The organism is Streptomyces sp. DSM 15324 (genome assembly GCF_001514285.1).
Taxonomy (GTDB): Bacteria; Actinomycetota; Actinomycetes; order Streptomycetales; family Streptomycetaceae; genus Streptomyces.
On sequence record NZ_KQ949027.1, the window covers coordinates 219,761 to 245,848 of the forward strand.

A 26,088-nucleotide genomic window follows, 5' to 3' on the forward strand; every position below is an offset into this window, starting at 1 on the left:
CCGGAGCCGTTGCTTGAAATCTAAAACGTCAACGTCACACAGCATATTCCCAATTTGTTTAAAATTCAAGGAGCGTGCGCTTACAGTGGACTCCATGAACACCGCATCCACTTCCGCTGAAGAGCCCCGATGGCTCACCGACGAAGAACAGATCGTCTGGCGCTCCTACGTCCACGCGAGCATGCTGCTCGAGGACCACATGGACCGGCAGCTCCAGCGGGACGCGGGGATGCCCCACATCTACTACGGCCTTCTGGTCAAACTCGCCGATTCGCCCGCCCGCAGGCTGCGGATGACCGAGCTCGCCATGTACGCGAAGATCACCCGCTCGCGGCTCTCGCACGCCGTCGCCCGGCTGGAGAAGAGCGGCTGGGTACGGCGTGAGGACTGTCCCTCCGACAAGCGCGGGCAGTTCGCCGTGATCACCGAGGAGGGGATCGACGTGCTGCGCCGGGCGGCGCCGGGGCATGTCACCGCCGTGCGCAACGCGGTGTTCGACCGGCTCAGCGCGGAACAGCAGAAAGCCCTCGGCGAGATCATGCTGATCATCGCCGAGGGCCTTCAGCCGGACGAGGCGGGGGCCGACCTTCCCTGGCTCCGTTAGGAACGGGCTCCGTTAGGAACGGGCTCCGTTAGGAACGGGCTCCGTTAGGAACGGGCTCCGTTAGGAACGGGCTCCGTTAGGAACGCCGGTCGGTGTCGTGCTTCAGTGCGGCGCCGTCGCGGGGTGGCGCGCCCACGCGGCGGAGCCGCAGATCGTTGGAGCCGCTATCGGTGGAGCCGTAGATCCGTGAAGCCGCAGATCGGTACGGCCCGCGCTCCTTCGGATGCGCCGCCCCTTACGTCAGTGACGTCAGTGCGCCACCACCGGGATGTGGACCGCGTCCTCCGCGTCCGTCGCGCCCTCGCCCGTCGCCGGGCCCAGTTCCGGCTTGCCGGCGGTGATGAGGGTCAGCGCGATCGCGGCGGCGGCGACCAGGATGCCCACGGCGAACCAGATGGCGCTGGTGTAGCCGTGCACCATGCCCTCCAGCTGGACCAGCTGCTGCTGGGGCCGGGAGGCGGCGCCCGCGATGTGGTCCTTGATGTACGACGTCGTCGCGGACGCGGCGATCGTGTTCAGCAGGGCGGTGCCGATGGCGCCGCCCACCTGCTGCGAGGTGTTGACCATCGCGGAGGCGACACCCGCGTCACGCGGTTCGATGCCGTACGTGGCCAGGGACATCGCCGGCATGAACGCCGTACCCATGCCGAGGCCGAGCAGCAGCATCGCCGGCAGCAGGACGGCCGCGTACGAGGAGCCGATCTCCAGGCGGGTCAGCAGCAGCATGCCGAGCGCGGCGACCAGGAAGCCCGGGCCCATCAGCAGGCGCGGGGCGACCCGGGTCATCAGCCGGGTGCCGATCTGGGTGGAGCCGGTGATCATGCCCGCGATCATCGGCAGGAACGCGAAGCCGGTCTTGACCGGGGAGTAGCCCTTGACGACCTGCAGGTAGTAGGTCAGGAACAGGAACAGGCCGAACATCGCGATGATCGCGAGGCCGAGGGAGAGGTAGACACCGCCGCGGTTGCGCTCGGTGATCACGCGCAGGGGCAGCAGCGGGGCCTTGACCTTCGACTCGACGATCACGAAGGCGACCAGCAGCACACCGGAGGCGACGAACATGGCGACGGTCAGGGAGTCGCTCCAGCCGTCGGACTCCGCGCGGGTGAAGCCGTAGACCAGGGAGACCAGGCCCAGGGTGGACAGGATGACGCCGGGGATGTCGAGGGAGGAGCGGTTGCGGCCGCCCTCGGGCTCACGGATCACGAAGTACGCGCCGGCCGCGGCGACGATCGCGAACGGGATGTTGACGAAGAACGTCCAGCGCCAGTCGAGGTACTCGGTGAGAAACCCGCCGAGGATCAGGCCGACCGCGCCGCCACCGCCGGCGATCGCGCCGTAGATGCCGAAGGCCTTGGCGCGCTCCTTGGCGTCGGTGAACATCACCGCGAGCAGGGAGAGCGCGGCGGGCGCGAGGAGCGCGCCGAAGGCGCCCTGGAGTGCGCGGGCGCCGAACATCATGGCCTCGTTGGTGGCGGCGCCGCCGAGCGCGGAGGCCGCGGCGAAGCCGGCGAGACCGGTGACGAAGGCGCGCTTGCGGCCCCACAGGTCGGCGATACGGCCGCCGAAGAGCAGCAGTCCGCCGAAGGCGAGGGCGTAGGCGGTGACGATCCACTGGCGGTTGCCGTCGGAGATGCCGAGATCCTGCTGGGCGGAGGGCATCGCGATGTTCACGATGGTGGCGTCGAGCACGACCATCAGCTGGGCTATGGCGATGAAGGCCAGGGCTTTCCAGCGGTTGGCGTCGGGGACGCCGGGGGCCTTGAGGGCTGTTTCGGACATGGGGATACCCACTTCGGGACTTCGTGACGGAAAAAAGACGGGAAGAGCTGAAAAATTGCGAGGCGAGCGAGCGGCTCGTCTACGGTGACGGCCGCTGGAGCACCGGCTGGTTACGGGTCGGGGTCAGGCCTGACGCAGGTCCTCCATGGTCACGGCGGTGCCCGGCAGGAGGGAGGGGGCCGGGGCCCGCAGTCCGTCCAGCAGCAGCTGGAGGTGGCGGTGGACGAAACGGTCGGCGCTCAGGCAGCCCGTGCCGGCCGGGGGCCGGCTGAGCTGGGCCACGGCGATCATCACGTCGCCGACGCCGACGTCGTGCCGTAGCTGTCCTGCGGCCTTGGCGCGGTCCATGACCCCCTCGATGATCCGCTCCACGCGCAGGCGGGCGGCTTCCAGGTCGGGGTGGTGCTGGTCGAAGGCGCTGGAGACCATCGGGCACAGCGCGCCGACCCGTTCGTCGGCGGTGGCGTGCACGAAGCGCTCCAGTGCCGCGAAGGCGTCCCCGGACTCGGCGAGCGCTGCCTGGCCGGCCAGGACCGTGCGGTCCAGGACGGAGCAGACGACCTCGCGGACCAGGGCGTCGCGGTCGGGGAAGTGGCGGTACACCGTGGCATTTCCGACGCCGGCCCGGCGGGCGATGTCGTCGAGCGGTACGTCGGGACCGAGCTCGGTGAACATCTCGCGGGCGGCGGTGACGATCCGCTCCCGGTTGCGCAGGGCGTCGGCCCGGGGGCGGGGCGCCTTGCGCGTGGCGGGCTGCGCCGAGGTCGCGGTCGCGGTCTGCACGGCGTACTCCTCGAAGCTGGGGCGGGGCGATCCGGGGAAGCTCTCCCCGTTTCGCTTGGACACCTGACTAAACGGGGAAGCGATCCCCGGTTATTTCCCCCGCCGGAACTTTCTTTTGTGACCTGGATCACATGCACACGATCGGTCGTTCCCAGCGCGCGCCCGTAGGCCCCGCGTCACAGGGTGAGCGAAAGGGAGCAGCCGGTGACCGGGTGGCTGCCCGGAGGGAAAGGCCCCGCATGCAGCCGCAGCCCGCGCGCACCGCCCCGGAACCCCTCCGCCGCCGGATACGTGCGCGCCGCGTCGCCGTCCTCGCCTCCGTGACCGCGCTGACCTTCGCCGTCAGCACCTCGGCCGGCACCGGCCGCCTCGACCCCGGCCTCGCGCTCGGGCCGACCCGGGCCGGGGCGGGCCCGATCTCGCTGGGCCGTACCGTGGGCCTCGCCCCCTGCATGATCAGAGGCGGCCCCACCGTGCAGATGTCCGAGGGCCTGCCGACCCCCGGCGGCTACGCCCGCTCCACCGGCACCGTCCACGCCCTCACTTTGATGGTCGACTTCTCCGACGCGCCGGGCCGGGGCACCGCGCTGGACCGCTACCGCGAGTTCTTCCCGCAGACCGAGGAATGGTTCCGCACGGCGTCCTACGGCCGTCTCGACTACCGCTCCGAGACCCCGATCCGGCACTGGCTGCGGATGCCGAAGACGTTCCGGGCGTACGGCATAGAACGCGGCGCACCCTTCGACCCCGGCTACCGCCGCCTCGTCCAGGACATCGTGGCCGCCGCCGACCCGAGCGTGGACTTCCGCTCGTACGACCTGCTGAACGTGCTGGTCACCCCGAACGCCGGCCCCTCCGCGCTGGACACGGTCCTGTCGGTGACGTTCGCCGGGAACACCGAGGCGCCGGTCGCCGACGGGGTGACCGTCGCCAACGCGTCCTTCGTCTACTCCCGCCAGGACGACGGCTCCGGCTCCTACGGCCGCACCGGCTACCGGGTCCTGCCGCACGAGAACGGGCACGTCTTCGGGCTGCCCGACCTCTACACCCAGGACGGCGGGGGCGCGGTCGGGCACTGGGACATCATGAGCGAGGACTGGGGGGCCAACAACGACCTGCTCGGCTGGCACAAGTGGAAGCTGGGCTGGCTGGACGCGCACCAGATCGCCTGCTCGGCGGTGCGCGGGTCGGCGGAGTACCGGCTGACCCCGCTGTGGCGGACCGGCGGCCCGAAGCTGGTGTTCGTGCCCGTCGACGCGCGCACCGGTTACGCCGTCGAGCTGCGCACCCGCGGCGGCAACGACGAGACGGTGTGCCGGCCCGGGGTGCTCGTCTACAAGGTGGACGCGGGGATCGACACCGGCATGGGGCCGGTGACGGTGTACGACTCGGCCGAGGACAGCGGGGGCTGCACGCGCAGCCCGAACGTCCACGCGGAACTCTCCGACGCGCCCTACGCGCCCGGCGAGTCCTTCACCGACACCGAGCGGGGCATCCGGATCTCGGTGACGGGCGCGGACCTGAAGGGGGACTACCGGGTGCGGGTCACCCGGAGGTGAGGAGCAGGGCGTGGGTGACCGTGGGGGCAAGAGCACGGTCGTAGGACCGTGGGCCGTGAGCTGTGTGCGGTGGGGCCGCATTACCGTAGGGCTGCCCAGACCCCCGTACGGGAGAGCCGATGCCCGCGAAGACGACCACCATCCCCGGCCCCGAGGCGGGCGCGCCCGCGGAGGCCGTGGTGCCGCTGATGCGCGGGGTGGCCGTGCTGCGGCAGCTGACGGCGGCGGGCGGGGCGATGCGGCTGAGCGAGCTCGAACGGGCCACCGGGCTGGCCCGCTCCACGGTGGACCGCATCGTCGCGACCCTGGTGCGCATGGGGTACGCCCGGCTGGAGGGCCGGGAGGCGATCCTCACCCCGCGCGTGATGGAGCTGGGCAACGCCTGTCTGGCCGCGCTCCGGCTGCCCGCGCTGCTGGGCGCACGGGCCGACGCGCTCGCCGACGAGCTCGACGAGTCGGTGTCCCTGGCCGTCGCCGACCGGGACGGCATCCGTTTCATCCACCAGGCGACCCGCCGCCGCGCGATGTCCCTGAGCTTCCGCATCGGCGATCTGCTGCCCGCCGAACGCACCGCGCCGGGTCCGCTGTTCGCCGCCGAGTGGACGGACGCCGACTGGGAACGGTGGCGCGAGCGGCGGGCGGCGGACCCGCAGGACCGGTCCTTCACCGCCGTACCGGCCGCCCCGCACCCCACGCCCGACGAGGACTTCGTACGACGGGCCGAGCGGGCGGCCGAGGAGGGCTGGTCCCTCGACGACCAGCTGATCGAGCCGGGGCTGGTGGCGGTGTCGGTGCCGGTGCGGGCGCCGGGCACGGGGCGGGTCGTGTGCGTCGCGAACGTCGTCAGCCACACCAGCCGGCACACGGCGGCCGACCTGCGCGACACCCTGCTGCCCCGGCTGCGCACGGCGGTCGCGGCGATGGAGGGCGAACTGCGGCGGGCGCCGGCGCCCCGTCCGGGGCCGCCGCCCGCCGGGCTCGCGCTGTGGACGGGCGCGTCCAAGCAGGAGCTGGGCCGGGAGTTCGTCGAGTCCCTGGCGCGCGGGCTGACCGTCCTGACCGCGTTCGGCGAGGGCCGGGCCGAGCTGACGCTGACGGAGGTCGCCAAGTCGACGGGGCTCGCCCGGGCCACCGCCCGCCGCGCCCTGATCACCTACGAGCACCTGGGCCTGGTGGGGCCCGGCCGCCCCCGACAGACCTTCGCCCTCACCCCGCGCGTCCTCTCCCTCGGCTTCCCGCCCCTGTCCCGTACGACGCTCCCCCGCATCGCGACCCCGCACCTCGCGGCGCTCGCGGAACGGGTGAACGAGTCGACGGCGCTCGCGGTCCTCACCGAAGGGGGCGACGAGATCCAGTACACGGCCGGGGTGGCCGCGCACCACCGGATGAGCGTGGACGTGGACGTCACCGTGGGCACCCGCCGCCCGGCCGACCTGACGGCGGCGGGACGGGTGCTGACGGGGCGTTACGGGGGCGGGGGGTACGGGGGCGGCGGGTACGCGGGCGGCGGCTCCGACGACGGCGGGTACGCGGTCGGCGGCTCCGGGGGCGGGTTCGCCTTCGTGGACGAGGAGTTGGAGCAGGGGCTGCGGTCGGTCGCGGTTCCGGTACGGGACCGGACGGGCCGCGTCGTCGCCGCGCTCGGGATCGCCACCCACACGGCGCGGCGGACGGCCGAGGAGTGCGTCCGCGACCTGGTCCCCGAACTGAAGGCGACCGCCGCGCTCGTGGAGACGGATCTGCGGGTGGCTGCCCGCTTCACGCGAGTACCGCTGTCCTGAAGCGACGTGCGGGTCCGGAACGAGGTGCTTGCCCGGAACGACGTGGGGGTCCGAAACGAGGTTCGGGTCCGGAGGTGACGTGCGGGTCCGGAGCTACGTGCGTTCGACTAGGACAAGAATCGACCTAATGGGCCCCTACTGTCGTCGGCACATACGCCCCTTCCCCCAAGGAGCCCCGATGCTGCGAGGCCTCACGACCGTCCGCTTCCACGCCGCCGACCTGGAGGCCGCGAAGCGCTGGTACACCGAACTCCTGGGCATCGGGCCGTACTTCGAGCGCCCCGGCTACGCCGAGTTCCGCATCGGCGACTACCAGCACGAACTGGGGCTGCTGGACAGCCGGTTCACGGGAACGCTGGGCGACCACGCGGACTCGGCGGGAGGCGCGGTGACGTACTGGCACGTGGACGACGCCGAGGCGACCCTGGCCCGCCTCCTCGCCCTGGGCGCGACCCTCCACGAGCCGCTGCGCACCTTCGGCGACGGTTTCATGGGCGGCGCGGTGCTGGACCCGTTCGGCAATGTCCTGGGGATCATGGAGAACAGGCATTACCTGGAGATCCTCGCGGGCCGATGACCCCGACCGGACGCCCGCCTGGGCCGGGCTCGCTCAGGCCGGAACACCGACTCGCGTGCGCGGCACGACACGGTGATCACGCGGTCCTCGTCGTTCTTCGCGGCGGGCAGGGTCTCCCCGTAGGTGTGCGGTTTGGCGAGGTCGGCGGATCCCCGGTACCGGCGCACCGCACACATCGACGAGAACACCCGGCAGTACGCGCGTTGCGCTCTCCGCGGACGAACTGTCGGGCCTCGACGCACGGCGCAGGACGCGTCAGCTTCAAGGGAGACCGCCGCAACGAGCACCGCAATGCCGCTGCTGGACCAGCAGCGCCCGCGCTCCCCCACCCCAACGCTCAGCCCGCGATCGACGTGGACCTGATCGGCACCACATGAGACACAAAAACAGCAGATCAGGGGCGCTCCGGCTCGCCGCCCCGATCTCCAGCGCCTATACCGAGACCCCTTGCTGGCGCACATCCGCTACGCTGTCCCTGGCCAGTCGTTGGTACGTCGCGTGTCCGCTCAGCTAGTGCTGCGGCACCCTTCGAACCACGTCTGACCAGCGGGCTTGTGCTCCTCGTCGAAGATCCACGCCCTGGATCTTCAGCAAGGTTCCCCACAAGCCCACGCCTTCGTAGCTCAGGGGATAGAGCACCGCTCTCCTAAAGCGGGTGTCGCAGGTTCGAATCCTGCCGGGGGCACCAGCCAAAAGGCCCCGGACCGATCATGGTCCGGGGCCTTTGACATCTACCGCGCTGGGTGCCCTGCACGACGTGCGTGTACACGTCCATGGTGATGCTGATCTGGGAGGGCCCGAGGATCTCCATCACGACGCGCGGTGCTACTCCGCCGCCGTGAGGAGGGTGGCCGTGCCGTGGCGGGTGTCGTGAAGTCGGATGACACGGAGGCCGGCGGACTCAGCGACGCGGGTGAAGGAGCGGTAGAGGTTGCGCGGCTCGACGGGGCGGCCGGTGCGGGGGGGCGAAGACGTAGTCCGACTCCTGCCACTTCTCCCCCGCCTTGGCGCGAACCACCGCCTGCCGCATGCGGTGCCAGCACAGGGGTGCGATGCAGAGGCCGGGGAGCGGGACGGCCCGACGACGGCGGTTCTTCGGGTCGTCGCCGTAGAGGACGCCACGGCGGCGCTGGGCCTGGTGGTGGACGTAGAGGACGCGGATGTCGAGGTCGCCGTCCGACCAGTGAGGACCGACGATCTCTCACCGGCGGAGCCCCATGGCGATGGCGAGGACGAAGGCCGCGTAGAGCGCAGGTCCACAGGCTGCCCGACGCGCCGGAAGCTTGCGGGACCATGATCACTCGCGCCAAAGCAGCTCCAGGCCAAAATCGTTCCGCCGACCTCGTGGCACGTGACGGTCCGAAGGTTGCCTTCCTACTCAATGCAGCGGCGGAAACACGACAGTGGAGCTTGCCGTTCAACAGAGACAGCGAAGGACTGATGGGCATTCACCCCCCTGTCAGGATGAACGAGTTTCCTTCTCACTCGCCAACTGCCGCCGGGCGTATCGCGGAATCACGATTCTCGCGAAGGCGCACACGGCGATGTCTGCCGCGACGCCGGGGCTTGGCAGGGCCGCGAGCCAGTCCGTCATCGGCCGGTGGTCGCGGCATCGCGGCCGCCGTCGGAGGCGGCAGTTCCGCAGCGTCCGCCGGGCCACCGGGCCCCCGGGTGATCGGGCCGCCGGGTGATCGGTACCCGGGCGGGCAGGACGCTGTCGTGGTTGGCCGGCACCACGAGGTGGACTGTCCCGTGCCAGGGGTGCGGAAGCCCCGCACAGCCCGCCGGGGATGCGCGGGGCTTCCCACGGAGTGAGCATGAGACGCGGACAGCGGGCGGCATCGATGGTGGCGGAGTCGGAGGAGAGGGCGAGCGGTGACGACCGACGAGATCCTCTTCGGCGTGGGCCTGACGTTCGTGCTCGCGGTCGGCTCCCAGGTCGTCGCTTCTCGTCTCCGGGTGCCGGCGTTGATCATCCTGCTCCCGGCGGGGTTCGTGGCGGGGGCGCTCACCGACGACATCCACCCTGACCGGTTGCTGGGGGCGGCCTTCCAGCCTCTGGTGTCGCTTGCCGTGGCGTTGATCCTCTACGACGCCGGGCTCGGGCTCGACCCGCGCAAGCTCCGGGGACGCCCGCGCCGTACCGTGGCCGGTCTGATCCTGGCCGGCGTGCTGCTGTCCTGGGCGTCCACCGCGTTGTTCGCCGCATCCGTGCTGGGGCTGTCCGGGTCTGTGGCGCTCATGCTCGGTGCGATCCTCGTGGTCTCGGGTCCGACGGTCGTCGGGCCGCTGCTCGCCTTCGTCCGGCCGACCGACCGGCTCCAGCGGATCCTCGCCTGGGAGAGCTCCCTCGTGGACCCCGTGGGGGGCATCCTGGGGGCCGTCGTCTACGCCGCGGTCCTCAACGACGGTGGCGGCAGCGGCTTCGGCCATCGGGCAGTGCAGTTCGTGATCAGTGTCGGTGTCGGCCTGGCCGGTGCCGCCGTGGGGACGGCCTTGCTGTGGCTGCTGCTGACCAGGCTCCGGCTCGGCGATGTGCTGGCCACTTCCGCGCAGATGGCCACGGTGATCGCGGTGGCCGCGGCATGCGACATGGTCCGCGACGACGCCGGGCTCATCGCCGCGATCCTCATGGGGCTCTCCGTGGTGTATCTGCCCGCTTTCGACGTGCCCGAGGAGCGCCCCTTCTCGGAAACGCTGGTGCAGTTGATCATCGGTCTGCTGTTCGTCTCCATCTCCTCCACGGTCACCCCGGCCTCTGTTCGCCATGTCGTCCTGCCGGCGCTCGGCCTCGTCGCGGTTCTCGTCCTGGTCGCGCGTCCGCTGGCTGTCCGGCTGGCGACGCTCGGGGCGGGCATGACACGCGGCGAGCGCGGGTTCCTCGCGTGGATGGCCCCCCGGGGCATCGTCGCGGCGGCCAGCGCATCGACGTTCTCGGTCGGTCTCGTCGCGGCGGGCGTCGGCGGGGCTTCGAAGATCCTCCCGGTCACGTTCGTGGTGATCGCCGCGACGGTGACGCTCTACGGTCTGACCGCCGTACCCGTGGCGCGCCGGCTGGGCGTCACGCGCCCCACGCGCGCCCGTCCCCTGCTGGTCGGCGGGGAGGCGTGGGCGGTCGATCTCGGGCGTGCCCTGCGCTCGGCGGGGCTCGATGTGCTGATGTGGGCGAGTTCCGAGGACCAGAGAGGGAGTATCCGGGAAGCAGGACTGGAGTTGGCGCCGGGAGAGCTGCTGGCAGCGGCCACCGGACGCGGTGCCCGGCTGGAGGGCATCACCTCGGTCCTGCTCCTCACGGACGAGGACGATTTCAACGCCTTGGCGGCAACGGTTCTCAGTCGTGGCGGAGTGGTCCCGGTCTACCGGCTCGGGCCGCGCAGCCACGAGTACGGGGTCGTGGCGCCCTACGGCGGTGGTGAGACTCTGCTCGACCCGGAACTCACGCGTCTGGACGTCTCCCAGCGGTATGCGCGGGGGGCCCGAATCGAGGCGCGGCGCTTCGACGATCCTGTTCCACCCGGCTACGACCTCCTGCTCCTGGTGCGCTCCGGCGGCCGACTGACGCCGACGGACGGCAGTGGTGCATCGAAGCCGCAGCCCGGTGACGTCGCCGTCGTGCTCGGACCTGTGCCGGATCCGCCCGCACCTCGTTAGAGGTCTTCATCCTGCGTCCGAGCCCACGCCGCGTCGGCCGATGCGCCGCCAGACGGCCCGTTGGAACCTGAGCGTCAGCACACCCACGACGATCAACAGCACGATGTTGAGCAGCAGTTGTCCCAGGGACCCGCGCGCCTCGCTCCAGCTGGAGAACGCGCAGGACACACCGATGTCGGCGGCGGCCGGGATGGTGGTGACCGAGATGAAGACGCCGAGCAGCGCGCTCGACCGGGCCTGGGTCAGCGACATGATGCCGACGACACCGGCCAGGACCGCGACGACGACGGAGAAGAGATTGGGGGCGTCGATGAGCGTGGACACCGGCCGGAAGCCCAGTTCGTAGGCCTTGGGCTGACGGTCGAGGCCCGGATCGCCCAGGAGAACAGGAACGTCACCACGATGGCCATCAGGAATCCCGCGGTCAGGGCGAACAGCCCCTGCCGGATCCTGGGGACGTTGCGTCGGTCGATGGCCGGCGCGACGCTGGTGATGGCGCCGTACTCCGGTCCGACCACCATGGCCGCGACGATGAGGATCTGGGAGTTGGTGAGGATTCCCACCGCCGCGATGACGCCCGCGATGACCAGATACACGTAGAAGCTCGGCCCGTAGGTGCCCTGCGAGCGAATGCGGGCCTCGACCTCTTCCCAGACGGGCGCGTGGGCGAGCGCGCCGAGCTGCCGCTGTTCCGCCTCGGCGGCGATGCCGGAGAAGACGGCCTCCACCGGCTCGATGACGATGGATCCACGGCGGTCGACTTCGAGCTCCCGCAGCCCGCGCAGCACCTCGTTGGCCCCGCCCGCCAGCATGTCGCACTCGACCGCGTCGCCGTCGGGATGGTGCGCCGGGCCGGGATGGACCACCAGGTTGAACACGAAACGGTTGCCGGTCAGCAGGGCGACCACCCGGGGCGCGAGATCAGGCGGGCTCACCAGCCGGAGGTGGATCATCTGCATGCGCGATCTCCCCGGTGTGGCCGGTGGTGGCCGAGGCGCCCCAGCGGTGCGCGTGCTCGCAGTCGGCCCTGCCTGGCCCCGACCGCCAGCAGTCAGTAACGCCCAGCGGGGCAGCGGCGGCAAACCGAAGGGAGATACCCGGGACGCGGCGGCCGCAGCCGATTCGGCCGCCGCCCGGGTTCCCCGTACGGCGGGCAAGGCGTCTCACGATTGCGCCGTACGGGTGGCGGTCCGGAGCGGTCGGCGGCACGGCCGCGGGGCGGGTGCCCGGCGACCGCTTCCATGTGACAGGCGTGACCGAGGTGACTGATAGTGGATGCGGGGGCTTCTCGCAACGTTTCGGAGCAGCCATGGACCGCTATCCTCCCATCGCCGACCACGGCCTGGTGGGTGACCTGCAGACCGCCGCGCTCGTCTCGTCGCAGGGCGTCGTCGACTGGTTCGCCGCGCCCCGGTTCGATTCGCCCAGTGTCTTCGCCGCCCTGCTCGACCACGACCGCGGCGGCTACCTGCGGCTGGCCCCCGAACACCCCGACGGAATCTGCAAGCAGCTCTACTACCCCGACACCGCCGTCCTGGTCACCCGGTTCATGTCACCGGACGGGGTCGGAGAAGTGATCGACTTCATGCCGCTGAGCGAGAGCCGCACCGCCACCGACCGGCACACCCTGATCCGTGTGGTGCGTGTCGTGCGGGGGACCGTCGAATTCGTCCTCGAGTGCCGGCCGCGCTTCGACTACGGCCGGGCCGAGCACGAACTCGAACTCGGCGACGACGGAGCGGTGTTCCGCACCCACGGGACCGACGGGCACCTGCGGTCCACCTTCCCGCTGGAGCGGGACGGCCAGGACGTGCGCGCACGGGTGAGGCTGAGCGCAGGGCAGTCCGGCGGCGTCGTGTTCACCGTCTGCGCGTCCGGCGGCGAGCCGCCCGAGACCCCCACGGTCGACGGGCTGACCGGACAGTTCGATCAAGTGACCCGGTTCTGGCGGCAGTGGCTGCGCCAGTCCCGCTACCGGGGACGGTGGCCGGAGCTGGTGCACCGCTCGGCCATCACCCTCAAGCTCCTCACCTACGCTCCCACCGGCGCGCTGATCGCGGCGGCCACCATGGGCCTGCCCGAACAGGTCGGCGGAGAGCGCAACTGGGACTACCGGTTCACCTGGGTGCGCGACGGCGCGCTGTCCGTGCGGGCCATGCTGGATCTCGGCTTCGCCGACGAGGCCGTCGCCTTCGTCCACTGGCTGGTGGACCGGCTGCGCGAGCGCGAGGGCAAGGAGGAGGAACCCCTCCAGACGATGTACCGCATCGACGGCAACGCCGACCTGCCCGAGGAGACGCTCGATCACTTCGAGGGCTACCGCGGCTCCTCGCCCGTCCGTATCGGCAACGGCGCCGCCGACCAGCTCCAGCTGGACATCTACGGCGAGGCCCTCTACGCGGTGTCCGAGGGCAGCGCGGTCGCGCAGCAGGCCAGTTCCGAGGGGTGGCGCACGGTCGCCAGGACACTGGACTGGCTCGCCGACGCCTGGGACCGGCCCGACGAGGGCATCTGGGAGACCCGCGGCGGCCGCAAGGACTTCACCTACAGCCGGGTGATGTCGTGGGTCGCCTTCGACCGCGGGCTGCGGCTGTCCGAGACGCTCCGCAGGCCCGCGGACGTGGACCGGTGGCGCAAGGCGAGGGACGCCGTGTACGACCAGGTCATGGACCGTGGCTGGAGCGAGAAGGAGCGCGCCTTCGTCCAGCACTACGACGAGGACGTCCTCGACGCCTCACTGCTCCTCATGCCCAGCGTAGGATTCACCGCCCCCCGGGACTCGGCCTGGCTCTCCACGCTCGACGCGATGGACCGCAAGCTCGTCTCCGACAGCCTCGTCTACCGCTACGATCCCGCCGCGTCGCCGGACGGGCTGCGCGGCTCCGAGGGCACCTTCAGCCTGTGCACCTTCCTCTACGTCGACGCGCTGGCCCGGGCCGGACGGCTGTCCCAGGCCCGCTACACCTTCGAGAAGATGCAGACCTACGCCAACCATGTCGGCCTGTTCGCCGAGGAGATCGGTCCGTCCGGGGAGCAACTGGGCAACTTCCCGCAGGCGTTCACCCACCTGTCCCTGATCAAGGCCGCCATCACCCTCGACGAGGCGCTCGACGCGGAGGACGGGCGCTGACCCATGGCCACGCATGCCCGACCGGCAGGACAACCCCGGCTGACCGCAGCGGAGTTCGAGGCGCTGTACCGGCAGGTGGCCTCGCGTGCCGCCTGGGCCGAGGGTGAGCGGGGTGCGCTGACCGCGCTCACTCCCGACCGTGTGCTGGTCGCGGGCCGCGAGGTGCGCAGCGGCCGGTCCGTCACGATGGCCGCGCCGGTGCAGACGGCGCCCGGTCCCGACGACGCGGAGCCCGCGACGCACCGGATGCGCGCGTGGCCACAGGCTCCCGGCGACGCCGCGAGCGGACTCCACTTCGCCATGGACAGCTTCGCCATGAACGTGCACGGGGACGCCGACAGCCATGTCGACGCCCTGTGCCATGTGATCTACGACGGCACGCTGCACGGCGGCGTGAGCGCGGACACCGTCACCGCGGACGGCGCCGACGCGCTCTCGATCGAGGCGGCTCACGACGGGATCGTCGGGCGGGGCGTCCTGCTGGACGTGCCGCGGCTGCGCGGCGTGCCGTGGCTGGAGCCGGGTGATCATGTGACCGCCGACGATCTCGCCGCGGCCGAGAGCGCCCAGCACGTCCAGGTGAGCGACGGCGACCTGCTGTTCGTGCGGGTCGGACATCGCCGGCGCCGTGCCGAGCTGGGCGCGTGGCACACGGCGGACGCGAGGGCGGGGCTCCATCCGTCCGCGCTGGAGTTCCTGGCGGACCGCCGGGTGACCGTGCTCGGCAGCGACGGCAACAACGACACCGCCCCGAGCTGCACCGAGGGCGTCGACTTCCCCGTCCATGTGCTCGCGATCCACGCCATGGGTCTTCATCTGCTGGACTACCTGCAGTTCGAGGACCTGGCGTCGGTCTGCGAAGAGGAGGGTCGCTGGTCGTTCCTCTGTGTCGTCGCTCCCCTGAGGCTGCCGCACGCCACCGGCTCACCGGTCAATCCGATCGCCGTCCTGTGAGGACCGCCCCCGAACCCGGGTGAAACGTCATGCGCACCGATCGCGCGGGGCCGACCGTCGTCGTGGTCATGGGCGTCTCGGGGTCCGGCAAGTCCACCGTGGGGCAACTGCTCGCACAGCGGCTCGCGTTGCCGTTCCTGGACGCGGACGACCTTCACCCGGCGGCGAACCGGGCCAAGATGGCCGCCGGCCGTCCACTCGACGACGGCGACCGCCGGCCGTGGCTGTCGGCGCTGGCCGGGTGGATCCGGGAGGCGACGGATTCCGGCCGGGGCGGTGTGATGGCGTGCTCGGCTCTCAAGCGCGCGTACCGGGATCTGTTCCGCGAGGCAGGCGCAGGCGTGTGGTTCCTGTACCTGGCGCTCGACCCGACGGCCGCCGCACGCAGGGTCGCCCTTCGGACGGGCCACTTCATGCCGCCTCGGCTGGAGGACTCGCAGTACGACGTCCTCGAGCCGCTGGAACCGGACGAAGCGGGGATGACGGTCGACGCGGCGACTGCCCCGCGGACCATCGCCGAGGAGGCGGTGAGAGCGGTGTCGGACGCCCCGTGAACGGGCACATGGTCGATTTCTTCCGAGTCGCCGTCGCCGAGGGCGCCCGATAGCGTCGACATAGGCATGAATGTTCCCATCGCCCTGCTGGGCGCTACTGTGAACGGGATGTCCTCATGGCTGACGATCACCACTACGACGTCATCATCGTCGGTACCGGAGCGGGCGGCGGTACGCTCGCGCACCGGCTGGCTCCCACCGGCAAGCGGATCCTGATCCTGGAACGAGGCGACTATCTGCCGCGGGAGCGGGACAACTGGGACTCCACCGCCGTCTTCGTCAAGGGCAAGTACCGCGCCCCGGAGTTCTGGTGCGACAAGCACGGCAACGAGTTCCCCCCTGAGGTCAACTACTACGTCGGGGGCAACACCAAGTTCTACGGCGCCGCCCTCTTCCGGCTCCGGCCCGAGGACTTCGGTGAACTGCGCCACCACGACGGCGTCTCGCCGGCCTGGCCGATCCGGTACGAGGACCTGGAGCCGTACTACACCGAGGCCGAGCAGCTCTATCTGGTGCACGGGCGGCACGGCGAGGACCCCACCGAGGGGCCGACCAGCGGCCAGTACCTGCACCCCCCGGTCGAGCACGAGCCGCGCATCCAGCAGCTCAGTGACGACCTGGAGAAGCGGGGGCTGCACCCCTTCCACCTGCCCATCGGCGTGAACCTCACCCAGGACGACAACGGCGACGCCACCCGTTCCAGCGTCTGCATCCGCTGTGACCGGGTGGACGGTTTCCCCTGCCTGCTGGGAGCCAAGTCCGACTCCCAGGTGATCTGCGTGGACCCGGCACTGAAGCACGACAACGTCACGATGGTGACGGGTGCCCATGTGCGGCGCCTGGAGACCGACCCGACCGGACGGACCGTCACCGGGGCCGTCGCCGCATTCGACGACGGAACGACCGAGTCGTTCGCCGCCGACATCGTGGTGGTGGCCTGCGGTGCCGTCAACTCCGCCGTCCTGCTGCTGCGTTCGGCCAACGACCGGCATCCCCGTGGCCTGGCCAACAGCTCGGACGTGGTGGGACGCCACTACATGCGGCACAACAACCTGGCCCTGATGGCGGTGTCCAAGGAGCCGAACCCCACCAGGTTCCAGAAGACCCTGGCCCTGCACGACTGGTACCTGGGCTCGGACGACTGGGCCTTCCCCCTCGGCGGCATCCAGATGCTCGGCAAGTCCGACGCCGACCAGATCCACGGCGAGGCCCCGCGCTGGGCCGGCGCCGTCTCGCCCGACATGCCGTTCGAGATGATCGCCCACCACGCGGTCGACTTCTGGCTGTGCGGTGAGGACCTGCCACTGCCCGAGAGCCGCGTCACCCTCGACGAGGACGACCGCATCCACCTCGTCCTCGACGAGAAGAACAACATCGCCGGGCTGAAGCGTCTGCGGCACAAGTTGCAGGGGATGCTCGGGCACCTGGGCATGCACGAGCACCATCTGCTGTCCCACAGCATCTACCTGCACAAGGGCATGCCGATCGGTGCCACCGCACATCAGGCCGGCACCGTACGGTTCGGTGAGGACCCGAAGAGTTCGGCCCTTGACGTGGACTGCAAGGCCCACGACCTCGACAACCTCTACGTCGTCGACACCAGCTTCTTCCCCAGCATCGGCGCGGTGAACCCGTCACTGACCGCCATCGCCAACGCCCTGCGGGTCGGCGACCGCATCGCCGCACGGCTGGGCTGACGGCCCGGCACCGTCAGCTGTTGTCCCCCGGTGTCGCGGCGGCCTCGGTGTCGGAATCCGTCAGCGGCTCCAGTTCGCCCATGGTGTCGAGCCGGTAGAGCAGCACCAGAGCCGGGCCGACGAGCACGACGGCGATGACCGTGACGATCCCCAGCCAGCGCAGGGTGTGCGGGGCGCCCGCCCCTTGGGCCACGGTCATCGAGGTGGGCAGCAGGTAGGGCCGTTGCGCGAGGCCCCACGCGCCGACGCTCAGGGCGATGCTCGCCACCGACGTGTACCGGGACCAGCCGTGGGAACGGCGCAGCAGAAGCAGCACCGTGGCCAGCCCGCAGAGCGCGGCGAGGACGACCAGCAGCAGACCCCAGCCTCCGGTGAGGCCGTCCCAGACGTACCGGGCGTCGTCGTGGGTGACGGGCAGGGCGATGAGCGCGAGGACGACGACGGCCGCGAACGCGAACAGCGCGCGCCACCGGAAGTAGCCGACCAGGTCGTCGGCACCGAACCGCAGGGCGTCGGAGCAGAGGAACACCGCCCCCAGGAACGCGGTCGAGGCGATGGCCAGCAGACCCGCCATGACGGAGGTCGGATTGGCCCAGGCATCCGCGGAGGCGGGCGTGCCGACCGCGACCCGGCCGGAGGCGACACTGCCGAGCACCGCGCCGAGGAAGAACGGCGTCAGCAGCGACGACACGGCGAACACCGCGCCGTAGACGCGGCGTTGGGCGAGCCGGCGGGTCGGTTTGCGCAGGGCGAACCCGGCGCCGCGCAGCACCAGGCCCACCGCGGCGAGGACCAGGGGCAGCCACAGTGCGGTGAAGACGGCCTGGAACATGGTCGGGAAGCCGGTCCACATGATGACCAGCACGAAGATCAACCAGACGTTGTTGGTCTCCCAGACGGGTGCCATGGCGTGGTCGACGAGCCACCGGGGCCGTTTCCCGCGCTCCGCCCCGCCGGCCAGCAGGTCCCAGAAACCGGCGCCGTAGTCGGTGCCCCCGGCGCAGGCGTAGGCGGCGATGGCGAGCACCAGCACCCAGGCGATGCAATCGGCCATCATGACGCACCGTCCTCGGAGCCGTCCGAGCCGTGGCGGTGCCCGGCCTGGACGCCCGCCGGCTGAGGGCCTCTGGGCCCGTAGGGTGTGTCGGTCTCCGGGGGCAGTGAGCCACGCGCGGCGGCTCGGCCCTCGTCGGCGGCGCGCCAGCGTGTCCGCATCTTCAGGAGGACCGCGAGGAACGAGCCGAGGACGGCCACGTACACCACGATCACGATGCCGAGCATCGTCCACAGCCCCCCGGCACGGGTGGACGTCACGGCCTCGGAGACCCGCATGTGCTGGTAGACGATCCAGGGCTGGCGGCCGACCTCCGTGGTGATCCAGCCGCACTCCACCGTGACCAGGCAGGCGGCTCCCGCGACCGCGGCACAGCGGAAGAACCAGCGGCTGCGGGGCAGGTCCCGGTGGCGCAGCCGGCACCAGCCGTACCAGAGTGCGAGCAGGATCAGCAGGCTGCCGATGGTGACCATGATGTCGAAGGCCCAGTGGGCGATGGTGGCCTGGACGACGGTGGGGCGGTCGTCGGCCGGTACCGAGGTCAGCCCGGTCACCTTGGTGCTGGGCTTGAAGCCCGCGAGGATCGAGTCCAGCTGCGGGATCTTCAGACCGCCGGAGATCGTCCCGTTGCTGTTCAGCCGCCCGAAGATGTACTCGGGCACGTGGGTGTCGGTCTTCCAGACGAGCTCCGTGCCCGCGAACTTCACCGGCTGCTTGTGGAAGACGGCCCGGGCGGCGGAGTCGCCGAGCATGAACTGGACCGGGGTGAGGATCGCGGCCACGGTGAACGGCAGTGTGAAGCCCAGCCGGTGGTAGCGGTCGCGGCGCCCGCGCAGCCAGCCGACCGCGTACACGCCGGCGACCACGTAGCCGGCGGTGAGGAACATCGCCACCACGAAGTGCCAGTACTCCGGGCCGAAGATCGGTGTGAAGATCGCCTGCCGGACATCGACGTGGACGGGATCGCCCTGGGCGTCGAGTGAGAACCCCTGCGGCGTGTTCATCCAGGAGTTGGCCGCGATGATGCCGAACGCCCCCATCAGGGCCGTCAGCGGCAGCGGCACGGCCAGCCAGAAGTGCGTCCAGGGCTTGAGCCGGCGCCAGCCGTAGAGGTAGACCGCGATCAGAACGGCCTCCAGGAAGAACGCCCAGGCCTCGATCCCGAACCCCAGGCCGAACACATCACCCCAGCGGCCCAGCATCTTGGGCCACAGCAGCCCGAACTCGAAGGACAGCACGGTGCCGGTGACGACTCCGATCGCGAACTGGACCGCCATCACCGCCGACCAGCGCCGGGCGAGGGTCAGGGCGACGGCGTCGTTGCGCCGCAGCCCGCGGTGGTGCATCAGCAGGGTGATGAACGGCAGTGCCACACCGAACGGGACCAGCAGGATGTGCGAGGCGAGGGTGAAGGCCATCAGCTCGCGGGCCGGGAGCATTTGGGGCGGGGTGTTCGCCAGAAGGGCCGCTGTGCCGTTCATGTGCGCCTCGAAGGTCTGCCCCGCGTGATGCGGGGGCGGGGAAGGGGCAGGAGCAGGAGCAGGCAGGGGGAGGGGGACGGGAGGGCTGTCGGGGGGCGCCTCGGTCAGGAAGGCCGAGAGGGTTCCTGCCGCCTCGGCTCGGCGCCGCCCTCGGAGGAGACGAAGGCCCGCTCGCGTCGCGCACCGGTGGCGAAGGTGACGGCCCAGCTGGGCACCGCCCCCAGCCTGCTGCGGAATCCGGTCAGGAAGGCCGGATGGATGAAGAGCCGGACGAACCAGCCGAGCGCGCCCGACAGATGCGGCGGGCCGACCTTGACGACGGCCCGTCCGCGGCAGATGTACGCGGCGCTGCCGAGGTCGCGGTACCTGAAGGGCTTCGGCTGCTTCGTCCTGCCCTCCACCGCGTGACGCACGGCCCGGCCGGCGTACGCGCCCGACTGCACGGCGACCTCGGCCAGGCCCGGCAGCCGGTTCAGGCTCATCACATCACCCGTGACCCGGATCTCCGGATGACCGGCGAGGGTGAGGTCGGGCTGTACGGCGATGCGCCCGGCCCGGTCCTGCTCCGCACCGGTGGCCCGGGCCGGCGCCGCGGCGATCGGAGGTGCCTCGACCCCGGCCGTCCACAGCACGGTGCGGGCGGTGAACCGGGAGACCGTGCCCGCGTGGTCCCGCACCGTCCGGCCGTGCGCGTCCATGTCGGTGACGATCGTGCCCAGGTGCAGCTCCACGCCGAGATCCCGCAGGGTCCGGGCGGCGCGACGGGCCAGGGGAGGGCCGAACGCGCCCAGCACCTCGTCCGAGCCCTCGAAGAGCAGCACCCTCGCCCGCTCGGAGTCGATCGTCCGGAACTCCCGGTCGAGGGTGTGACCGGCGATCTCCCTGATCCGACCGGCGAGTTCCACGCCCGTCGGTCCACCGCCGACCAGCGCGAAGGTGAGCCACTGCTGCCGTTCCTCCGCGTCCTCGGCGGTTTCGGCCATCTCGAACGCCTCGTAGAGCCGTCGGCGGATGTCCAGCGCGTCGTCGAGGGTCTTCATACCGGGGGCGTACGCGGCGAACTCGTCGTGTCCGACGTACGACTGACGCATACCGACCGCGACGATCAGATCGTCGTAGGGCAGCGCGAACGCACTGCCGTCGGGCCGCCGGGCGTGGACCAGGCGGGCCCGGACATCGATGTCGGTGGCCTCGGCGAGCAGGCAGTCCGCGTTGTGGTGGCGGCGCAGGACCTTGCGCAGAGGCTGGGCGATCTGCCCCTCGGACAGGATTCCGGAGGCGCACTGGTAGAGCAGCGGCTGGAAGAGGTGGTGGGCCCGGCGGTCGACCACGGTCACGGCGACCGGTGAGTGAGGCAGGGCGCGCGCGGCGAACAGCCCGGCGAAGCCCCCACCGATGATCACCACCCGGCGGGGCGCGACGTGATCATCCATCGGGATCAGCCTCCGGTGGCGAAGCCGGGGAAGAGCGTCATGCCGCCGTCGACGTAGAGGGTGGTGCCGACGACGTAGTCGAGCAGGTCCGACGCCATGGCGACGACGGCGTTGGCGATGTCCTCGGGGTCGCCCACGCGCTTGTACGGGATGAGGCGCAGCAGGTCGGCCTCGGCCTCGGGGGTGGACCAGGCGTCGCGGTTGATCGGGGTGCGGATGGCGCCGGGGGCGACGGCGTTGACCCTGATCCGCTCGGGGGCCAGCTCCTGGGCAAGGGTCTGCATCAGCATGGACACACCGCCCTTGGAGGAGGCGTAGTTCACGTGCCCCGTCCAGGGGATGACCTGGTGGACCGAGCTCATGCAGATGATCTTCCCGGCCGACCGCGACACCTCCTCGACCACGCCGCGTCGCCGGAACTCCTTGACGGCCTCCCGGGCACACAGGAACTGGCCAGTCAGATTGACGTCGATGACCTTCTGCCACTGGGCGAGCGTCATCTCGGTGACGGGCGAGTCCCGTTGCAGGCCGGCGTTGGCCACCATGATGTCGATGGTGCCGAACTCCTCGACCATCCGCGCGACCATGGCGACCACCTGGTCCTCGTCGGACACGTCGGCCTCGTGGGCGTAGGCGCGGACCCCGAAGCCCTGGATCTGCCCCACGACCTTCTCGGCCTCGTCCGCGCCGGCGACGTAGTTCACCACGACGTCCGCCCCGGCCCGGCCCAGGGCCACGGCGGTCGCCAGGCCGATACCCGAGTTGGCGCCGGTCACCAGGGCCTTCTGCCCCCGGAGAAGGGGCCCGGACACGGTGTGCCGGCTCTCGTCGGCCGTTCCTGCCATCACGGTCTCTCCTTCGCTGTATGTCGGACGGCACGCACGCCGCGAGCGGGCGACGCGCAGAGGCCGGGAGACGGGCCGGTCAGGCCACAACGGATGCAGGAGGGAACTGGTCCGGACACATGAGCCGTCGCAGCCCGGCGTTCCGACCAAAGCATCCTGCGCCGGGGGCGGGACAGAACGGCACGCTGCCCAGCCGTATTCAGCCGGGCATGTCACACGCCTGGGCTATGAGCCGTCGCGACGATTTTCCCTGCGGCCCGCGGCCGGCACATGGTCTGCCCCGCCTGGCGGGCGAATGCGAACAGCGTGCCCAGGAAATCGCCGTCCCGGGCGGTCCGCTTCCGCGGAATCGACAGCGTCTGCCGAGTTGCCGCCCGACCGGGCCCGTGTGGTGATGGCTCAGGGAAGGGCCGCGACTTCGGACCTGCCCGCACCCGAGTACGGCTCCGGTGCCGCCATGGAAGCTGATGGAGGACAGGAATGGCGAGGCGACTGGCCCAGGCTGCTCCGGCCACGGGCGGGCGGAGCAGCGTACTGAAGATCATTGCCGCGCTGGGGATGGTGCTGGTCGTCCAGTCCTTGTTCGCGTTGAGCCTGGTCAGCGCCCAGCAGCTCCTGGTGCCACGGAACATGCCCTTCGGTGTGGCCGGGCCGCCCTCGCCTGTGGTCGCCGCGGTGGCATCACGAGCAGGGCTCGACCTGACCTCCTATCCGAACACGTCGGCGGTGATGGACGCGGTCGATCAGGGCGAGCTGTACGGCGCGTACATCGGCAGCGGTTCGTCCGACACCTTGGTCGTGGTCCCCGCGAAGAGTTTCTTCGCCCAGACCGAGCTGGAGCCGGCGTTCCTGGACGCGGCGCACAAGCTGGGACAACCGGTCACCGTGAAGACGGTCAAGCCGCTCACCTCCAGTGACCCGGTGGGCGCAGTGACGTCGCTGCTGCTGATTCCTTTGCTGATCGGCGGTTATCTGGCCGCCGTGCTGGTCTTCAAGGCAGCCCACGGAGTCGCCGCAGCGCCGTGGCGGGCGGCCATCCTGGTCGGATACGCCCTGGTGGGCGCGCTGTTGACCGACCTGATCGCCGGACCGGGGATCGGCGCGTACTCCAGCAGTCACTTCTGGCCGCTGCTGCCGTGCTTCTGGCTCATCACCTCCGCGGTGGCCTTGGCGGCCGCCGGGATCCAGGCGCTGGTGGGGAAACTGGGCACGCTGGTGGTGGCGTTGCTGTTCATCATCATCGGCGGTCCACCGGCCGGTGGACTGGGCACGTACCTGCTGCCGGTCTACTGGCGCAACATCGGCGTGGTCCTCCCGCCGCAGAGCGCGGCCACGCTGATCAACCACGTGCTCTACTTCGACGGCAACGACATCAGCACCCCCTTGACCGTGCTGCTCGGGTACGCCTGTGCCGGAATGGCCGTCATCGGATGGTACGGCCGTATCCGACCGGGCAGGTCGGCCGCCGCAGCAGGCAGCCCGGAGCCCCGGGCATCGGAGCCGGGGTCCCCTGCGGCGCGTGCCTCCCGTCACCGACGGGCCGTGATCGGCATGCTCGTCGCGCTGGGCGTCTGCGCCGTCGTGCAATGCCTGTTCTCCACCACCTACATGATCGCCTCGCATGCTCCCAAGGCCACCAACCTGCCCTTCGGCGCGGTCGGATCCTCTCCCGTCCTGGCGGCGGCCGAGAAGGACATCTCGCTGAAGGTCACCCGGTATGCGGACGAAGCGGCGGTGAAGTCCGCCATCGACCACGCCCGCATCTACGGTGCGCTGGTCACGTCGGGCGGACAGAACACCCTCATCGTGGCGCCGTCCATGAGCGACCTGGCACCGCTCGATCTCGCGGTCCGGTTCGAACAGGCGGCCCGGAGCACCGGGCAGAAGCTGACGGTGCAGCAGTACACCCCGCTCCCGCTGGCGGCGAAGGACCCGTTCGGCCTGGTCCAGGGACTCATGCTCGTCCCCCTGCTCATCGGCGGCTACATGAGCTCGACCCTGCTCATGACCGCCACCGGGAAAGCGGCAGGCCGCTGGCGCGCCGCCCAACTCGCCGGGTTCGCCGTCGTCAGCGGCCTGGTCGTCGACCTGATCGTCTGCTACTGGCTCGAAGGATTCCCCAGCAGCAAGTTCTGGATCACCTGGCCCATCTGCTCGCTGATCGTCGCCGTGGTCGCCTTCGTCGCCGCGATCCTGCAGAAACTGCTCGGGCCCATCGGCACCCTCCTGACGGTCGTCGTGATCATGCTGTTCGGCAACCCGTCCTCGGGCGGCGCGAACGGGGTGCCGTACCTGCCTGCGTTCTGGCGTGACATCGGGCCCTACCTGCCACCCCGCAACGGCTACCTTCTCCTCCACCGCACCATCTACTTCGACGGCCACGGAACCAGCCAGTCGCTGATCAACCTGCTCATCTATCTCGGCGTCGCCGCGGCAGTCCTCATCGTGCTCGACCTGCGCCGCGCCGAGGCGAAGGTGCCCACGGACGCCACCGAGGCCGCGGCCGTGTCCGTCCCGATCGGAGCCGTGCCGTGAGGACTCCGCTTCCGCATCGGGCATGACGCGCTCGCTGGGTCCCGGCTACGGCCTGGACCCGACGACGACCAGGTCGAACCGTTCGAAGACCCGGCGCCGGCACAGCTGCTGACTGACGGTGGGTTACCCGGCTGGAGAAGTTGGCTTGGGCCGACGAGAACGCCACCGGCCTGATCTGCTGGCGGTGCGGCTACGTCCACCTCTTCGCCACCAAGGACATCAAGCCCTACCGAGCGGACAAGTAATGGATCACGCGCGGCGCCTGACACCAGCGGCTGACACCCGCAAGCGCGAACGGCAGCAGTCGAAACCGGACCCCATTGAACGAAGACCCGAGGCACAGAGGCGGTTGGTCGACGTTGGTAGACCCCTGTCAAGCCAAGGCTTTCGATGGAGTCTGCGACTCGGCGTAGAAGAACGGGCACGTCATCTTGCCCGGCTCCCGCCGGGTTGGACTGGGAGAAGTGTTCGACCGTCCACGATTCCATGCGCTCATGACCGCGCAACAGCTGACCGTCACGATGTCCCGTATCGGTGGGCCGGCCCCGCGGTTCGGTGCAGCAGCGAGAAACAGCAACCGCGCCGACCTCAGGTGACCGGCGCAAGCCGCCAGCAACCCCGAGTCCTCGGGCCGAGTCACTGTGCGTCCCACAGGCGGGAACTCACGGGCACCGGGGCACGAAGCGGACGGCATGGCCGCACTGCCCCAAGCCGGGGAACCGGCAGCTCGGGCCCCTGAGACTCCGCCGGCCTCTCAACCTGGCCGGCAAGATGCCACGGTTGCCCGGGCTCCACCACGAGGAGCTGCGCCTAAGTCCCTACCCGAAGCACCGTGGAATCCAGCTGCCGTATTTCCTTCAATTCGACGTGCTGAGGTGTGCCTCCGGCTACCTCGACAGAGAAGACGGCTTCAAACGGATTCCCCTGAGCAACGATGTCTCGGGTGAGGATCTCCAAGCTGGCGAGGAGGCGCGCCGCTGCACTCGTACCAAACCCGAAGCTTCCGGCAAGGATGACGACGTTTCGCTCCCGATCGAAAGGATTAGTCGCTCGAATGAGTATGCCTTGATCGACGACAAGTTGATCATCCGAGTTCATGACGCATCGCATGACGTTGCCTGTCACGGAATCATAGATATTTGCATCATGCGTCTCGGCTGAACCAAAGGTGAACGTCACGGGCAATCGCTGCATGACTTCGGCAGTTATTCGGTTGGAGTGCGGTCCGCCGACGAGCACGAGGTTGCCTTGACGCTCAAGTCCTGTGAGTTGATGGCTCGGCGTAATAGGAAGCTGGTCAACTCCCGCTCGCTTCAATTGTTGTCGAAGTTCATTCAGGGCCAACACATCCCCAACGCCGACGAGTCCTGATCGCTCCCAAATATAATGTTCTTCTTTGATGAAGATCGACGTCACAACCCTGAGGTCACTGGTGGCGAACGGCTTCCAGAAGCCTCGAATACTACGAAAGCGCCACAAGTCGCTCAGCCGGTCGAATGACCAGCCGGCCACAAAGGCGATTGCAGCGGAAGCGAGGTTGACAACGAGATCTTGGAGGCTGCTGCTCATCCAGAGGGACTCCGATCGAGGCGAGGTTGTGAGCGTGTCGCTCCGTGCTTCCTCCCCCTGCTGACCGGCGATTTCACCGGACAGGATGCTGAACTGTTG

Annotated in this window: 17 protein-coding genes, 1 tRNA gene and 2 pseudogenes; 11 read left to right on the forward strand and 9 right to left on the reverse strand. The window is 70.2% G+C overall.

Translation table 11 applies throughout. The features are described 5' to 3' along the window. The first annotated feature begins 94 nt into the window (after positions 1 to 94). Positions 95 to 604: a MarR family winged helix-turn-helix transcriptional regulator gene (locus AQJ58_RS17765; protein ID WP_067251793.1), complete on the forward strand. Its 510-nt coding sequence runs from the start codon at positions 95 to 97 to the stop codon at positions 602 to 604. 249 nt (positions 605 to 853) lie between these two features. On the opposite strand, the gene AQJ58_RS17770 is transcribed toward AQJ58_RS17765, so the two are convergent. Both AQJ58_RS17770 and AQJ58_RS17775 read right to left on the reverse strand, forming a co-directional pair. Then, positions 854 to 2,386: an MFS transporter gene (locus AQJ58_RS17770; protein ID WP_067251251.1), complete on the reverse strand. Its 1,533-nt coding sequence runs from the start codon at positions 2,384 to 2,386 to the stop codon at positions 854 to 856. A gap of 123 nt (positions 2,387 to 2,509) precedes the next feature. Beyond that, positions 2,510 to 3,169, reverse strand: coding sequence for a TetR/AcrR family transcriptional regulator (locus AQJ58_RS17775; RefSeq protein ID WP_067251794.1), 660 nt, complete (start codon positions 3,167 to 3,169; stop codon positions 2,510 to 2,512). 239 nt (positions 3,170 to 3,408) lie between these two features. Here AQJ58_RS17775 and AQJ58_RS17780 point away from each other — a divergent pair, with 239 nt between their 5' ends. The 4 genes from AQJ58_RS17780 to AQJ58_RS17795 all read left to right on the forward strand — a co-directional run bounded on the left by AQJ58_RS17780 (position 3,409) and on the right by AQJ58_RS17795 (position 7,774). Beyond that, a complete protein-coding gene (locus AQJ58_RS17780) occupies positions 3,409 to 4,728 on the forward strand; it encodes a M6 family metalloprotease domain-containing protein (RefSeq protein ID WP_067251253.1) in 1,320 nt (439 codons plus the stop codon). Positions 4,729 to 4,847: 119 nt separating this feature from the next. Next, positions 4,848 to 6,509, forward strand: a complete 1,662-nt coding sequence (locus AQJ58_RS17785; protein WP_067251255.1) for an IclR family transcriptional regulator domain-containing protein — start codon at positions 4,848 to 4,850, stop codon at positions 6,507 to 6,509. 178 nt (positions 6,510 to 6,687) lie between these two features. Next, positions 6,688 to 7,086 (forward strand): VOC family protein, encoded by a 399-nt coding sequence (locus AQJ58_RS17790; RefSeq protein ID WP_067251257.1) that lies wholly within the window; start codon positions 6,688 to 6,690, stop codon positions 7,084 to 7,086. 612 nt (positions 7,087 to 7,698) lie between these two features. Further along, positions 7,699 to 7,774: transfer RNA gene (locus tag AQJ58_RS17795), tRNA-Arg, on the forward strand. On the opposite strand, the pseudogene AQJ58_RS44450 reads toward AQJ58_RS17795, so the two are convergent. Further along, a pseudogene (locus AQJ58_RS44450) lies at positions 7,733 to 8,335 on the reverse strand (site-specific integrase); the annotation flags it as partial. The gene AQJ58_RS17795 and the pseudogene AQJ58_RS44450 overlap by 42 nt on opposite strands. Positions 8,336 to 8,961: 626 nt before the next feature. Here AQJ58_RS44450 and AQJ58_RS17805 point away from each other — a divergent pair. Then, on the forward strand, positions 8,962 to 10,737 hold the full coding sequence (locus tag AQJ58_RS17805; protein WP_067251259.1) for a cation:proton antiporter: 1,776 nt from the start codon (positions 8,962 to 8,964) through the stop codon (positions 10,735 to 10,737). Positions 10,738 to 10,743: 6 nt separating this feature from the next. On the opposite strand, the pseudogene AQJ58_RS17810 reads toward AQJ58_RS17805, so the two are convergent. Then, positions 10,744 to 11,696: pseudogene (locus AQJ58_RS17810) on the reverse strand (DUF389 domain-containing protein). A gap of 350 nt (positions 11,697 to 12,046) precedes the next feature. Here AQJ58_RS17810 and AQJ58_RS17815 point away from each other — a divergent pair. The 4 genes from AQJ58_RS17815 (at position 12,047) to AQJ58_RS17830 (ending at position 17,072) form a co-directional block, all read left to right on the forward strand. Continuing rightward, positions 12,047 to 13,867 (forward strand): glycoside hydrolase family 15 protein, encoded by a 1,821-nt coding sequence (locus AQJ58_RS17815; protein ID WP_067251261.1) that lies wholly within the window; start codon positions 12,047 to 12,049, stop codon positions 13,865 to 13,867. A gap of 3 nt (positions 13,868 to 13,870) precedes the next feature. Next, positions 13,871 to 14,821, forward strand: coding sequence for a cyclase family protein (locus AQJ58_RS17820; protein ID WP_107122075.1), 951 nt, complete (start codon positions 13,871 to 13,873; stop codon positions 14,819 to 14,821). Positions 14,822 to 14,850: 29 nt separating this feature from the next. Further along, a complete protein-coding gene (locus AQJ58_RS17825) occupies positions 14,851 to 15,375 on the forward strand; it encodes a gluconokinase (protein WP_067251262.1) in 525 nt (174 codons plus the stop codon). A gap of 116 nt (positions 15,376 to 15,491) precedes the next feature. Then, positions 15,492 to 17,072 (forward strand): GMC oxidoreductase, encoded by a 1,581-nt coding sequence (locus AQJ58_RS17830; protein WP_067251264.1) that lies wholly within the window; start codon positions 15,492 to 15,494, stop codon positions 17,070 to 17,072. A gap of 13 nt (positions 17,073 to 17,085) precedes the next feature. Here AQJ58_RS17830 and AQJ58_RS17835 read toward each other — a convergent pair whose 3' ends face one another. From AQJ58_RS17835 to AQJ58_RS17850, 4 genes are all read right to left on the reverse strand, one after another. After that, on the reverse strand, positions 17,086 to 18,129 hold the full coding sequence (locus AQJ58_RS17835; RefSeq protein ID WP_067251266.1) for a cytochrome d ubiquinol oxidase subunit II: 1,044 nt from the start codon (positions 18,127 to 18,129) through the stop codon (positions 17,086 to 17,088). Continuing rightward, positions 18,126 to 19,607: a cytochrome ubiquinol oxidase subunit I gene (locus AQJ58_RS17840; RefSeq protein WP_067251267.1), complete on the reverse strand. Its 1,482-nt coding sequence runs from the start codon at positions 19,605 to 19,607 to the stop codon at positions 18,126 to 18,128. The genes AQJ58_RS17835 and AQJ58_RS17840 overlap by 4 nt, the downstream gene beginning before the upstream one ends. A gap of 104 nt (positions 19,608 to 19,711) precedes the next feature. Further along, complete coding sequence (locus AQJ58_RS17845) at positions 19,712 to 21,040, reverse strand: NAD(P)/FAD-dependent oxidoreductase (protein WP_067251269.1); 1,329 nt, start codon at positions 21,038 to 21,040, stop codon at positions 19,712 to 19,714. Between the two features lie 5 nt (positions 21,041 to 21,045). Beyond that, on the reverse strand, positions 21,046 to 21,885 hold the full coding sequence (locus tag AQJ58_RS17850; protein ID WP_067251271.1) for an SDR family oxidoreductase: 840 nt from the start codon (positions 21,883 to 21,885) through the stop codon (positions 21,046 to 21,048). A gap of 480 nt (positions 21,886 to 22,365) precedes the next feature. Here AQJ58_RS17850 and AQJ58_RS43825 point away from each other — a divergent pair, with 480 nt between their 5' ends. Then, positions 22,366 to 24,420, forward strand: coding sequence for a hypothetical protein (locus tag AQJ58_RS43825; protein WP_199844605.1), 2,055 nt, complete (start codon positions 22,366 to 22,368; stop codon positions 24,418 to 24,420). 810 nt (positions 24,421 to 25,230) lie between these two features. Here AQJ58_RS43825 and AQJ58_RS40840 read toward each other — a convergent pair. Then, on the reverse strand, positions 25,231 to 25,989 hold the full coding sequence (locus AQJ58_RS40840; protein WP_159056260.1) for a hypothetical protein: 759 nt from the start codon (positions 25,987 to 25,989) through the stop codon (positions 25,231 to 25,233). Between the last annotated feature and the right edge of the window lie 99 nt (positions 25,990 to 26,088).